The sequence below is a fragment of the Paraburkholderia flava genome (assembly GCF_004359985.1).
In the GTDB taxonomy this organism is placed as follows: Bacteria; Pseudomonadota; Gammaproteobacteria; order Burkholderiales; family Burkholderiaceae; genus Paraburkholderia; species Paraburkholderia flava.
On the sequence record NZ_SMRO01000002.1, the window covers coordinates 2,304,878 to 2,318,051 of the forward strand.

General features: G+C 62.4%; 13 protein-coding genes. 2 read left to right on the forward strand and 11 right to left on the reverse strand.

Annotated features, from left to right (window positions below; translation table 11 throughout):
• The 7 genes from astA to E1748_RS21715 all read right to left on the reverse strand — a co-directional run bounded on the left by astA (position 1) and on the right by E1748_RS21715 (position 6,830).
• On the reverse strand, positions 1 to 1,026 hold the full coding sequence (astA, locus tag E1748_RS21685) for an arginine N-succinyltransferase (RefSeq protein WP_133649188.1): 1,026 nt from the start codon (positions 1,024 to 1,026) through the stop codon (positions 1 to 3).
• A complete protein-coding gene (aruF, locus tag E1748_RS21690) occupies positions 1,023 to 2,093 on the reverse strand; it encodes an arginine/ornithine succinyltransferase subunit alpha (RefSeq protein ID WP_133649189.1) in 1,071 nt (356 codons plus the stop codon). The genes astA and aruF overlap by 4 nt, the downstream gene beginning before the upstream one ends.
• 32 nt (positions 2,094 to 2,125) lie before the next feature.
• Complete coding sequence (locus E1748_RS21695; RefSeq protein ID WP_133649190.1) at positions 2,126 to 3,361, reverse strand: aspartate aminotransferase family protein; 1,236 nt, start codon at positions 3,359 to 3,361, stop codon at positions 2,126 to 2,128.
• Positions 3,362 to 3,480: 119 nt separating this feature from the next.
• Positions 3,481 to 4,533: a GlxA family transcriptional regulator gene (locus E1748_RS21700; RefSeq protein ID WP_133649191.1), complete on the reverse strand. Its 1,053-nt coding sequence runs from the start codon at positions 4,531 to 4,533 to the stop codon at positions 3,481 to 3,483.
• A 38-nt stretch (positions 4,534 to 4,571) separates the two neighbouring features.
• Entirely contained in the window at positions 4,572 to 5,363 is a 792-nt protein-coding gene (locus E1748_RS21705; protein WP_133649192.1) for an ABC transporter ATP-binding protein, read from the reverse strand.
• A 50-nt stretch (positions 5,364 to 5,413) separates the two neighbouring features.
• Positions 5,414 to 6,127 carry an ABC transporter permease gene (locus E1748_RS21710; protein WP_133649193.1) on the reverse strand — a complete coding sequence of 238 codons (714 nt, stop codon included), beginning with the start codon at positions 6,125 to 6,127 and terminating at the stop codon, positions 5,414 to 5,416.
• A gap of 13 nt (positions 6,128 to 6,140) precedes the next feature.
• Complete coding sequence (locus tag E1748_RS21715) at positions 6,141 to 6,830, reverse strand: ABC transporter permease (RefSeq protein WP_133649194.1); 690 nt, start codon at positions 6,828 to 6,830, stop codon at positions 6,141 to 6,143.
• A gap of 346 nt (positions 6,831 to 7,176) precedes the next feature.
• On the opposite strand from E1748_RS21715, the gene E1748_RS21720 reads away from it, so the two are divergent.
• Entirely contained in the window at positions 7,177 to 7,788 is a 612-nt protein-coding gene (locus E1748_RS21720) for a class I SAM-dependent methyltransferase (protein ID WP_133649195.1), read from the forward strand.
• Positions 7,789 to 7,815: 27 nt separating this feature from the next.
• On the opposite strand, the gene E1748_RS21725 is transcribed toward E1748_RS21720, so the two are convergent.
• From E1748_RS21725 to E1748_RS21735, 3 genes are all read right to left on the reverse strand, one after another.
• Positions 7,816 to 8,046, reverse strand: a complete 231-nt coding sequence (locus E1748_RS21725) for a hypothetical protein (protein ID WP_133649196.1) — start codon at positions 8,044 to 8,046, stop codon at positions 7,816 to 7,818.
• Positions 8,047 to 8,093: 47 nt separating this feature from the next.
• Positions 8,094 to 10,373, reverse strand: coding sequence for a type II secretion system secretin GspD (gspD, locus tag E1748_RS21730; protein ID WP_133649197.1), 2,280 nt, complete (start codon positions 10,371 to 10,373; stop codon positions 8,094 to 8,096).
• A 257-nt stretch (positions 10,374 to 10,630) separates the two neighbouring features.
• Complete coding sequence (locus E1748_RS21735; RefSeq protein ID WP_133649198.1) at positions 10,631 to 10,933, reverse strand: hypothetical protein; 303 nt, start codon at positions 10,931 to 10,933, stop codon at positions 10,631 to 10,633.
• A gap of 250 nt (positions 10,934 to 11,183) precedes the next feature.
• Here E1748_RS21735 and E1748_RS21740 point away from each other — a divergent pair, with 250 nt between their 5' ends.
• Positions 11,184 to 12,086 (forward strand): DMT family transporter, encoded by a 903-nt coding sequence (locus tag E1748_RS21740; RefSeq protein WP_133649199.1) that lies wholly within the window; start codon positions 11,184 to 11,186, stop codon positions 12,084 to 12,086.
• Between the two features lie 18 nt (positions 12,087 to 12,104).
• Here the strand turns inward: E1748_RS21740 and E1748_RS21745 are convergent, their stop codons facing one another.
• A complete protein-coding gene (locus E1748_RS21745; protein ID WP_133649200.1) occupies positions 12,105 to 12,989 on the reverse strand; it encodes a LysR family transcriptional regulator in 885 nt (294 codons plus the stop codon).
• Positions 12,990 to 13,174 lie beyond the last annotated feature (185 nt).

The following is a 13,174-nucleotide window of genomic DNA, read 5'->3' on the forward strand; positions in this document are numbered from 1 at the left end:
TTATCCCTTGCTGTGTTTCAGCGGCAGCACGCGTACCGCGTCGCCGGCTTTCACGTTCAATGCGGCGGCTTCGTCGGCGGTGAGGCGGAACGTGCCGTCATGCGCGACACCTGTCGCGACGCCGCAGCGGAAATCGTCGAGTGAGGTGTTCGAGACCAGCGAACGTGTTTCACTCACTTGTGCGTCACCAATCTCGACCGACACCGCCACGCTCTCGCGCACCGTCCGCAAATCCGCGACGTGGCATTCGAGCACCGGCCCCGCATCGAAAATATCGACGTGATTCTCGTAACGCAGCCCTTCTGCTTCGAGCATCCGGCGCGCGGGAATCGTGTCGTTGTGCGTGAGGCCGACGCATTCCTGCGCCTCTTCCGGCAGCAGATCGACGTACACCGGATAGCGCGGCATCAACTCCGCGAGAAACGATTTTCGGCCGTGCGAGCTGAGGTAATCCGCCGCATTGAAATCGATCTGATAGAAATGCGAGCCGACCGCGCGCCAGAACGGCGACGTGCCGTTCTCGTCGAAATGGCCTCTCAGTTCTGCGCAGATACGCTGCGGGAAACGCTCGCGAAACTGCGCGATGAACATGAAGCGCGAACGCGACAGCAGCCCGCCGACACCGCCCGTCCGATAACGCGGGCTCAGAAACAGCGAGCACACTTCCGCGTAGCCGGTCAGATCGTGCGAGATGTTCAGCGCGCGCATCCGCGTCCAGATGCCGAGGTCCTGGCTCGCGTGTACGACCGTGCTCACGCGATAGTTGTAGAACGGCTGCTCGAGGCCCACGGCGGTTTCGATACCGCACACGCCTGCGACGTCGCCGGTCGCGGCGTCTTCCATCACGAAGAAATAGCCTTCTTCATGGGCTTCCGCGTGACCTGCGACCGTACGGCGCGCGCGTTCGATGCGCGCGGCGAGCGCATCGCGGTCCGGCTTGAACGTGGTGAGGCCGGGTCCGGTCTCCCGAGCGAGCGCGACGAGCGCGTCCACATCGCCCGTCTGCACGACGCGAACGACGATCATGATGCCTCTCCCGCAGATTCATGGTCCGGCTGGCCGTGCAGCGGCACGCAGCGTACCGCGTCGCCTGGCTGCACACCGAGCGCCGTGCGTGCGGCGGCCGTCAACGGCGCACCGGTTTCGCGCCCGTCCGGCAGATCGCCGAGCACGCAGCGGAACTCGCCCGCGCGATTGCTCGCGATCAGGTACGTCGCGTTGCGTTCCGCGTCTGCATGTTGTGGTTCTGCCGCGCCTTGCACCGCCCGCGTTTCATTACGCGTAACGCACGCACTGCGATCGATCTGCGCGGTCAACACCGGACCCGCATCGAAGATATCGACGTAGCGGTCCGTTTCGAAACCCTCTTCGAGATGGATCTCGTACGCGAGCAGCGCGTGTTCATCGGGTTCGCCGAGCACGCGTTGCGCCGCTTCCGGCAGCAACGGCACGTACAGCGGATAACTCGGCATCACTTCTGCGATGAAGGTCCGGCTGCGCCCGCCCGACTCCACTTCGATATCGGCGAAATTGCGGCCGAAGAACTTGCGGCCCACCGCTTCCCAGAACGGCGACACGCCGTTGTCGTCGGTGACACCGAGCAGCAGCGAGAACACTTCGGGCGTGAAGCGTCGGCGGTTTGCCGCGATGTACATCATCCGTGCACGCGACATCAGATGCGCGGCGGCGTCGCCGCGCAGCGCCGGATCGATATAGAAACCCGCGAGCCGGCTCCTGCCGGTGAGTTCGTGCGACATCGTCAGCGCGTGAATCTTGCGATTCACGTGCAGTTCGCGCGATGCGTGGATCAGCGCGTCGTTGCGAAACGCGTAGAACGGCTCGGAATAACCAGCCGCTGCGAAGATGCTCGCGGAGCCATGCAGTGTGCCGGTCGCGCTGTCTTCCAACACGAACAGATAGAACTCCTCGCCCGCAAAATCGACTTCCGCGCGAAACGAATCTTCCGACAGCGCGACGCGCGCTTCGAGCGCGCGCCGGTCGTGCGGCAGCGAATGCAGCACGGGTTGCGCCGTGCGCGCCATATGCTCGAGCGCGTCGAGATCGGCGAGACGGCTGGGGCGTACGAAGAGCATCGTCGTTCCTGGTTAAATGTTGCGCCGCGAACTCAGCGGGCCTGCACGGCGGCGGTCGCGCCGACCACCTCTTCGACTGCCCGGCCGATGCGCGCGAAGCCTTCGTCGAGATCGGCGAGCGGCATCACCAGCGAAGGCGCGAAGCGCAGCACGTCGGGACCGGCTATCAGCAGCATCGCGCCGTGCGTCGCGCACGCGGTGAGGAAATCCTTCGCGCGGCCCTTGTAGACGTCGTTCAGTTCGGCGCCGATCAGCAGACCCTTGCCGCGCACTTCGCGGAAGATGCCGAAGCGCTCGTTCAACTGCGCGAGCTTCGCCTTGATCAGATCGCTGCGTTCGCGCACGCCTTCGAGCACCTTCGGATCGCTGACCAGCTCCACCACCTTCTCCGCGATCGCCGCGCCGAGCGGATTGCCGCCATACGTCGTGCCGTGCACGCCGACCTTGAAGTGCGCGGCGAGCGCGTTGGTGGTCAGCATTGCGCCGATCGGGAAGCCGTTGCCGAGCGCCTTCGCAGTCGTGAGGACGTCGGGCGTGACGCCGGTGTCCTCGTACGCGTAGAAGCGGCCGGTGCGGCCCACGCCCGTTTGCACTTCATCGAAAATCAGCAGTGCGCCGTGCTGGTCGCACAGTTCGCGCAGGCCTTGCAGGAATGCCGGATCGGCGGGAATCACACCGCCTTCGCCTTGCACCGGCTCGACGATCACCGCGCACGTGCGCGCACCGATCGTCTTGCGTGCAGCGTCGAGATCGTTGTACGGCAGATGGATGATGCCTTCGGGCACCGGGCCGAAGCCTTCCGAATACTTCGGCTGGCCGCCGACGCTGACGGTAAAGAACGTGCGTCCGTGGAACGACTGCGTGAACGACACGATCTCGATCTTGTCGGCGCCGTGGCGTTCGAACGCGACGCGGCGCGCGAGCTTCAGTGCGGCTTCGTTCGCTTCGGCGCCCGAGTTCGCGAAGAACGCGCGGTCGGCGAACGTCAGGTCTTCGAGGCGCTTTGCGAGGCGCAGCACCGGCTCGTTCGTGTAGCCGTTGCCGATGTGCCAGAGCTTGCTGCCCTGCTCGTGCAGCACCTTCAGCAGTTCCGGGTGCGCGTGGCCGAGCGCGGTCACGGCGATGCCGCCCGCGAAATCGATGTACTCGCGGCCCTGCGTGTCCCAGATGCGCGAGCCTTCTGCGCGGTCGGGCACGAAGGCGGCGGGCGAGAACACCGGCACCATTACTTCGTCGAACGTCTGGCGGGTCACAGTCAGGTCGGTCATGGCGAATCCTCGTTGCAGTAATGACGATAGTGTAGGTAACCGGACGCGAAACGTCTTGCGCATACGCGACGTGTTCTGTCGGGCTTGCCTTGCCTTTTGCCGCACGCAGGCATGCGGCGTTACGCGCCGTCGCTGTAGTCCGGCGGTTCGATCAGCGCGGCCGGGCGCGGCTCGCTTGCCGCAGCGCCGCCGCCGTGCTGCCGGTCGAGCCAGTTGCGGCGATCCTCGCGCGGCGTCACGCCGAAGCGCTCGCGATACGCGTTAGAAAAATGCGCCGCCGACGAAAACCCGCAAGCAAGACTGATCTGCACGACCGATTTGCTCGTGCGCTGCAGCTGCGTGCGCGCTTTCGTGAGCCGCAGCCCCAGGTAATACTTCGACGGCATCGAGCCGAGATACTGGCGAAACAGGCGTTCGAGCTGTCGGCGCGACACGCCGACGAGATCCGCGATTTCATCGGTGGTGAGCGGGTCTTCGATGTTCGCTTCCATCAGCTGCAACGCGTCGTTCAGACGCGGATGGCGTTCGCCGGGCGCGGTGACGAACGGAATGCGCTGACGCTCCTCGCCTGCGCGCAGCACGCCGACGCCGAGCGTATCGGCGATGCGTTCCGCGAGTTCGGGGCCGTGATCGCGGCCGATCATCGCAAGCATGAAATCGACGGTCGCCTGGCCGCCCGCGCAGGTCGCTCGATCGCGGTCGATTTCGAAAATCTGCTGCGTGACGATCGAGCGTTCGAACTGCTCGGCGAACTGCTGATACGTCTCCCAGTTCACGCTCACGCGATAGCCGGACAGTTGCCCCGCCATCGCGAGCCACCACACGCCGTGATGAATGCCGGTGACGAGCGGCGTGCGCTGCCCGACGCGCGACAGGCTCGCGAGAAACAGACGATAGTCGGCGAACTGCTGAAAGCGCTCGCTGACGACGATCAGCCAGTCGCACGCAATCGCATCGCCGAACGCGGCATCGGCGGGCCACTGCGCACCGCCCGACAACGCGACCGGTCGCCCGTCCCACGAACACACCTGCCAGCGATACAGCGCGCGGCCGTCGATCTCGTTCGCGAGCGTCAGCGCGTCGACGATCGGGCCGATGCCCGACATCGATACCGGCGGCAGCGCCACGATCGCGACCTGGGTCGTGCGGGCGGGACTGGATGGACGGACCATCGGCTAAATGCTTGAGAGACGCTTGAAATACGACTTGCTTACTTAAGACTGCCCGACAGGAACTGCTTCAACCGTTCGCTGCGCGGCGCGGAGAGCACCTCGACGGGATCGCCCTCTTCTTCGGTGCGGCCTTGATGCAGAAACATCACATGATTCGACACGTTGCGCGCAAAACCCATTTCGTGCGTGACGACGATCATCGTGCGGCCTTCTTCGGCGAGCTTCTGCATCACCTTCAGCACTTCGCCGACGAGTTCGGGGTCGAGCGCGGACGTCGGTTCGTCGAACAGCATCACGTCGGGATTCATCGCCAGCGCGCGTGCAATCGCGACGCGCTGCTGCTGCCCGCCGGACAGATGCGCCGGATACTGCTTCTCGACGCGCGGCGGCAGGCCCACTTTCTCGAGATATTCGCGTGCCCGCTCTTCCGCTTCGCGACGCGACAGACCGAGCACATGTATCGGCGCCTCGATGACGTTCTCGATCACGTTCATGTGCGCCCACAGGTTGAAATGCTGGAACACCATCGCGAGTTTCGTGCGGATGCGTTGCAGCTGCTTGTGATCGGCGACTTCGAGATTACCCGCGCGATCCGCTTTCGTGCGCACCGTTTCGCCGTCGACGACGATCTGCCCCGCGTTCGGCCGCTCGAGAAAGTTGATGCAGCGCAGGAACGTGCTCTTGCCCGACCCGCTCGCGCCGATGATGCTGATGACGTCGCCCTTGTTCGCGTTCATCGACACGCCCTTCAGCACTTCGTTGTCGCCGTAGCGCTTATGGATGTCCTGCGCGGCGAGCTTGCAGGCTTCGGTCTGGTTGGTGTGGAGCAAGACGCTCTCCTGGTATGTAACGGATAAGACTGCGTGTTCGCGTCGGACGCCTAGCGCCCGCGCACCGCGAGGTAGCCGAGCCAGCGCCGCTCCGCGCGCCGGAACCCGGCGACCAGCGCGAACGATATCGCGCAATAGATCAGCGCCGCGAGCCCGAACGCCTCGAACGAACGATAGGTCGCCGAGTTCACGTCGCGCGCGACCTTCAGGATGTCGGGCACCGTAGCCGTAAACGCGACTGTCGTGGCGTGCAGCATCAGGATCACCTCGTTACTGTACAACGGCAACGCACGACGCAGCGCGGAAGGTAGCACGATGCGACGATACATCGTGAACGTGCTCATCCCGTATGCGCGCGCCGCCTCGACCTCGCCGTGCGACGTCGAGCGGATCGCGCCCGCGAAAATCTCCGTCGTGTACGCGCAGGTGTTCAGCGCAAACGACAGGATCGCGCAATGAAACCCGCTCCGGAAGAACGCGTCGAGCAGCGAATGCGACCGGACGAACTCGAGGCTGTACATGCCCGTGTAGATCAGCAGCAACTGCACGTAGAGCGGCGTGCCGCGAAACACGTAGGTGTAGAAACGCACTGGCGTCGACAGCCAGCGGTTTTTCGACACGCGCGCGACCGCAAGCGGAATCGATACGACAAAGCCGATGCCGATCGACGAGACCAGCAGCCACAGCGTGACCGCAAGCCCGGAGAGACGCTGACCGTCCCAGTAGAGAAACGCGCGCCCGTATTCGGAGAGGATCTCGATCATGATGGCCGTGTGGTTAGAGTTCCGCGTGTCGCACGCCGGTCGAATAGCGACGTTCGAGCCAGATCAGCACGAGGTTCGACACGGTGGTGATCGCGAGGTAGATCAGCGCGGCGATCAGGATGAAGAAGAACATGTTGAACGTGCTCTTGCCCGCGTCCTGCGCGGCCTTGACGATGTCCGCGAGACCGATGATCGACACCAGCGCCGTCGCCTTCACGAGCACCTGCCAGTTGTTGCCGATGCCGGGCAGCGCGAACCGCATCATCTGCGGAAAGAGGATGCGCACGAACACGCGCATCCCGCTCATCCCGTATGCGGCACCCGCTTCGAGCTGACCGCGCGGCACCGACAGGAACGCGCCGCGAAACGTCTCCGTGAAATACGCGCCGTAGATGAAGCCGAGTGTCAGCACACCGGCGACGAACGGATCGATGTCGATCTGGTCCCAGCCCAGCAAGTCGGTCAGATTGTTGACCGCGATCTGGATGCTGTAGAACAGCAGCAGCATCAGTACGAGATCGGGCACCGAGCGGATCAGCGTCGTGTACGCGGTCGCGACGGCCCGCAGCGGCCGGTTGAGCGACAGCTTCGCCGCCGCGCCGATCAGGCCGAGCAACACGGCCGCTGCGAGCGACAGCACCGAAAGCTCGATCGTCTGGATTGCACCGGCGAGCAGCACCGGACCAAAGCCGTAAAGGAACACGCGCGTCTCCCATCTGGGTTCTGGTTTGTGGTTCGTCGGGCCGGCTTTGAACGCGTGCCTGGAGCCGCCCGTCGACATGGCGCGGATACTCGCAGGCGAAAATAAATTGCTCAAACCGGCGGCGTCCGGCATATTGCATTGCACCATCGCGTGTGGCGATGGGCTCAAAGGCGCCGCCTCCCCGCCGGCTGGCGATTCATGCGGTGTGGGTGCCGCGTGGGTCGGCGCCGCGTTTTCGCAAGTTTGGGGGCGCTTTTTCGATAGACGGAAATGCGGTCGGCTGGAGCGTTTCGCTAGACTGGCGGGACGGTTTCCGCTGTGCTACGTACTACTTCAGGTTCCACCGATGACATCCCGCACCGACCCCGACACCCTCGCCGCCTATGCGCGCGATGCGGTCCGCTACAGCCAGGAATGGCGCGACCAGCCGCCGCCGAACGATCTGTACGCGATGTTGCAGACCCACCTCTTGCCGGGCGGCGACACGGCGGACATCGGCTGCGGCAATGGACGCGACACCGCATGGCTCGCCGAGGGCGGCTATCCGGTAACGGGCTTCGACGCGTCGCCGGAACTGCTCGACGAAGCGCGCCGGCTGCATCCTGGGCTCGCGTTTCGCGAAGCGTCGCTGCCGGGGCTCGACGCTATCGATGAGGCGTTCGATAACATCGTCTGCGAGACGGTGATCATGCATCTGCCTGCTGCGGAGATTGCTTCGGCGATCGATAGCCTGCTGCGGATTTTGCGGCCCGATGGCGTGCTTTATCTGTCGTGGCGGGTGACCGAAGGCGCTGACGTGAGGTTGCCGGATGGGCGCCTGTATAGCGCGTTCGATCCTGCTCTAGTGCTGGGTGCGCTCGATGGATGTGCAGTGTTGCTGTTCGAGGATGTGCCCAGCGAGAGCTCGGGGAAGCGGGTGTGTCGGGTGGTGGCGGTCAAGCGCGGGGATGAGATCTGACTGGGGCGATTGCGCTCTCCAACGCCATCACGTGCTCTCGTCCTTGTGAAGCGCAACGTCGATGTTGCGCAAGGCCTCGATCAGAAAATCCACTTCTACGGTTTGTGCAACCTGCCGGGTTGCCACGCCATAGCCGTAGCTCGCTTCCAGATGCCTGACCAGTTCGGAAACAGGCAAAACACCATTGCAGTCGAGCGCCTTTGCGAGCGCGAGATAGCCCCACGTCACTGCCAGCAATTCACCAGATTGGTTCTTCACAAGACCGTCCTTTATGTTTTAGCGATGTAGGATCGTTGCGCGGCTAGTCAAGGATGGACCCCAGGCGATTCGACAGTCGAACCCGTGCCGCTTGCGGGAGCTGGAGCCACAGCCTGCAACGCCTGCTGACGCCGCATCTTCTCCAGGTCGAACAGATTAAGCGTCGATCCGCCTTCGGCTGGCCCCACCGGCATCGGCGGGACCACGGGATCGTCCTTGTCCTTGATCACGTTGTTATCCGACCGGTAAGCGCCCTGCACGCCCTGGATGTAGTCGTAGCGGTTCGCGGTCACGGCCTGTGCAGTCGCGCGATCGTTGATGATCACCGGACGCAGGAACACGAGCAGATTGGTTTTCGAGCGGGTCTTCGTTTCCGAGCGGAACAACTGGCCGATCCACGGAATGTCGCCCAGCAGCGGAACCTTGCTGTTGCTGGCCGTGTAGCTGTCCTGCATCAAACCGCCCAGCACGATGATCTCGCCGTTGTCGGCGAGTACGGTCGACTGGATCGAACGTTTGTTGAACGTCGGACCGTTCGGGTTGGTCGTCGTGTTGGTCGTGTTGGTCACGACCGACGAGTCTTCGGTCGCGAGCTGCAGCTTGAGAAGCCCGCCATCGGTGATTTGCGGCTTGATATCCAGCGTGAGGCCGACGTCCACCCGATCGACTGTGTTGAACGTCGACGGGTTGCTGCTGCTCGTGCTGGTGAGATTCGTGTAAGACCCCGTCGTGACCGGCACATTCTGACCCACCACGATCTTCGCTTCTTCGTTGTCGAGCGTGACGAGGTTAGGCGTCGACAGCACGTTCACGTCAGTCGACTGCGACAGTGCCTGCAACAGCGCGCCCAATCCCTTCACACCGAGAAAATTGTGCACCCAGCCGACATTGAGTCCCTGCGAAAGAGTCGCCAGCGACGCCGCGAGGCCACCGGTAGTTGTTGCGGCAGACGACGTCAGGTTGATGATGCTATTGGTGCCGGTCGCGGAGAGGTTGGTGCCGGCAAGGACCGCACCACTCCCGATCTGCCATTGAATTCCGAGATCCGCATTCTTGTTTGCCGACAGCTCGACGATCAGCGCCTCGATGTAAACCTGCGCACGGCGAGCGTCCAGTTGGTCGATCACTGTCCGAAGGTTCTGGTACACCGCGTCCGACGCCGTGATGATCAGCGAGTTGGTTGCCGCATCGGCCTGGATCATGCCGCCCGGTTGACTGTCGTCGCCTTTATCCTTGTCGCCGCCGAGCAGACCCACCGTCGTCGTACTGCCGCTACCGCCGCCTGACGTACTCGACGAGCCACCGAGCGCCGACGATGAACCGCCAAGCGATGAGGGCAGAGGCGGCACGCCCGACGCACCCGTCGAGAAACTGCCTCCGCCCGACGACGCGTTGCCGTTCTGGTTAAACGCATTCGCGTCATTGGAACCGGCCGACGAACCGCTGTCGCCACTCTTGCCGAATATGCCCCGCAACGTCTTCGCGAGCTTCACCGCATCGGCATTGCGCAACGGGACGACGTGGATGTTGCCGGGCTGCGCAGTCGGCGCATCGAATTTCTTCGCGAGTGCTTGCGCGGCGTCGAGCCGCGCGGCATTCGATGCACGCAGGAACAGCGAATTGGTGCGAGGGTCCGCCGTCACGGAGACCTTTAGTGTCGCATCCGTGCTGCCGATCGCGCCTGGGTCGAGCATCTTCGAAAGCGCCTGTGCTGCGTCGAGTGCGTTTGCGTTTTTCAGCTGTACGACGGCTACCTGCTGACCCGCCGCCAGATCGATACCCGCGATGATCTGCGCGATGCGCCGGATGTTATCCGCGTAGTCGGTGACGACGAGCGTGTTGTTCGCGGGATAGGCCGTCACCGTGTTGTTCGGCGAGATCAGCGGACGCAGGACCGGCAACAGATTGTTCGCCGACTCGTTCTTCAACTGGAACACCTGGGTAATCACCTGATCGCCTCGCGCGGCGGGCGCATTGCCGACATAGGTCGGCACACCCTGCAGCTTTGCATCGGCTTCCGGCACGACCTTCAGTACGCCGTGATCCTGGACGAGCGAAAACCCCTGCATCCGCAATGCGGCTTGCAATGTCTTGATTGCCTGATCTTCCGGTACCGGGTTTTCCGAAACGAGATTGAGCTGACCTTTCACGCGCGGGTCGACGATGATCGTTTTACCAGTCGCTGCGCCCATTGCTTTCGCCACCTGATCGATGTCGGCATTGACGAAATTGAGCGTCACCTGAGCATGCCCGTTTTGCGCGGCAATCAGGCCGGCCACCAGCAGTGCCGACGACAAGCTGCACAAGATCCTGCGATTTCTTCTCATGGGAGGAATGCCTATGCCTGCGAGGACACCGTTGGCGGGTGTACGCCGATCGCATCATGACGATTGCAAACCGGCTTTACGTCCATCTCAATATATTTAGGTATGCTACTAAATAGATCGAAGCGAATTTTGCACACGCGTTGATTCAAGTCAATTGATTCAATCGAATGCGTAATATCGTGAAATTACTTTGCCGCTCCACCTTGAAACAGACGATTCGCGCACTGCTTGAAGAACGATATTCAAAGATCCTCACGTCACTGAATCGTATGGGTTGGTTTCTTCGCGGCCGGTCGCGGGGTGACCTGCTTTTTCGGCGGGTTGACGGCCGCCGCGTCGACGCCGCCGTCGATTCCGCTATCGATGCGCCGCAACGTGGTGCTCACCACCGACACGACCAATCCGGGCAATGTCCCTGTCGCGTTTCCAGGAATGGGAACGGCTGTGCCCATCGCCGAGAATTCGACGTTCAATCCCCAGCGCCCGTCATGAATACCTTGATCGCGCAGCAGCGCTCCGATCAATGATTCAACGGAAAATTTATGCTCGTCCGCCGACATACTCGACTCCCTGATTTTCGATAGATCCCGGTTCGCGACTCTGGCGATCGCGAGACAGGGTGCAACCAGCAGCCTGAAAAATATACGTGCCGACGACGCAAGTGAAGTGGGAGCGTCCTTACCAGATTTTCTTTGAAAGGGAGTGTCAGAGGATTCCAATCGGGCAACCCGCGGAATATCAGCCGAATGTATGATCTGTGGACTTTAAAAATCGAAGCTGTTCTGCTTTCACATTGGCTCGCCGATTCTCATGCCCTCCTCGTTCGCCACGCGCCCGTCGTCTCTGCCGATCAACAGCATCGGCTATATCCTCGCGTCGATGTTTTGCTTCGCTGTCGTCGATGCGCTCGGGAAGTCAGTCAGCCTGAACTATCCAGCGAACGAAGTGACGTTCTTCCGGATGCTGTTTGGGCTCTTTCCGGCGATGCTGGCTTTCCAGCACGGACGTCTTTCGATTACACAGCAACTCAGGTCGCTCGATCTGAAAGGCCAGAGCATTCGCGCGGTTACGCTGCTGATTTGCTCATGCCTTTTCTTTGCCGGGCTGCCTTATATGCCGCTGGGTGAAGCTGTGTCGATTGCATACTCGGAGACGTTGCTGGTGGTCGTGCTGGCGCCGTTGCTTCTGCGTGAGTCGATGACACGACGTGCTGCGCTTTCGGCTGTGGTCGGTTTTGTTGGCGTGTTGCTGGTAGTGCGGCCGGGAGGCGAGCATTCGAGCTGGCTCGGTCCTGTGTGTCTGGTGTTGAGTGCGCTGTTCGGCGCGCTTTCCATTTTGCAGATCAAGCGGATTCATTCGAGCGACGACTCGCGGACCACCGTTTTGTTCTTTACTGCGGTCGGGACGGTTGTTACTGCGTGCTCGCTGCCGTTTCAGTGGCTGACGCCATCGTGGCAAGCGCTTGGGATATTTGCGTTGCTCGGTACGTTTGCCACCATCGGGCAGTTGCTGCTCACCATTGCTTATCGCCAGGCTGATGCTGGACCGCTCGCGCCGTTTAACTACACGAGCATCGTATGGGCTGCGCTGTTTGGTTACTTCTTGTGGGGTGAGACGATTGCGCCGCTGTCGCTTACCGGGATTGTTTTGATTGTTGGGAGCGCGATTGTTGTGGCGGTTAAGCGGAGGGATCGGGATGGGCCGAATGCTTGAGGGGACACCTGCCCTCACTCAGTTCGCGGCAACCAGTTCATCCGCTCGCGACAAAAACAGCTTAAGCGCAGGCGACGAATTCGCGCGACTGTAGCCGATCGCGAGATCGACGGTCGGCGCGTCTCCTTCCAGCGGCCGGCTCACCACCGACCATGGCAGCAGATTGTTCGCATACTCGGGCATCAGCGACAAACCGCGCGTCGATGCAACGAGGGACATGGCCATCGCCAGGTTGTCGACGCCATGCTCGGGCTTCGGATCGAGCCCGTTTTCGCGCAGATATCGCGCGACCACGTCGTGCAGCACGCGTGCCTTGTTCGACGCCATCACAAACGCTTCGCCTTGCAGGTCCGATGGATGGATCGCTGCCTTCTCCGTCAGCGAATGGTCGCTCGGCATCAGCACGACCAGTTTCTCGCGATAGACGACGCGATATTCGAGATCCAGTCCCGGCTCCGTACGGACGAATGCGAGATCGAGCTTGCCGCGCGCCACGGCGTCGGCGAGATCGGGCGAATAGCCGCTCGAAATCGTGACATCGATGTTCGGCAATTCGTCGTGCAGCACGCGCATCGCGCGCGGCAGCCATGTCATTTCCTGACCCGTCAGAAAGCCGAGCGCAAACACCTGCTTCGCCGGACGCGCAGCACGGCGCGCCGCCTCGATCGCGGCGTCGACCTGCGCGAGCGCAAGCCGTGCGTGGTCGAGAAAGACCTTGCCCGACGCCGTCAACTCGACCCCGCGCGCGCTGCGGCTGAACAGTTCCGCGCTGACTTCGTCCTCGAGATCGCGGATCTGCCGGCTCAGCGATGGCTGCGACGTGAACAGCCGCTGCTCGGCGGCAACAGTAAGACTGCCTGTCTCCGCGACAGCAACGAAATAGCGCAGATGGCGTAGCTCCATGCTTTCTCCTGTTTCGCCCCGTTCCCGCACGGCTGCGCGGCACGGCTGCACGGCATTTCGCGGCGATGCTTTCAAGGCATGCCGGCAAGCCTACAAAGTCTTTTTCCGTTACGCAAGCGGGGTCTAGATTACCTGCCAGCGGTCGCGTCGTGCGGTGCGGCAATCGGCAGCGCAGTCTCGCAGTC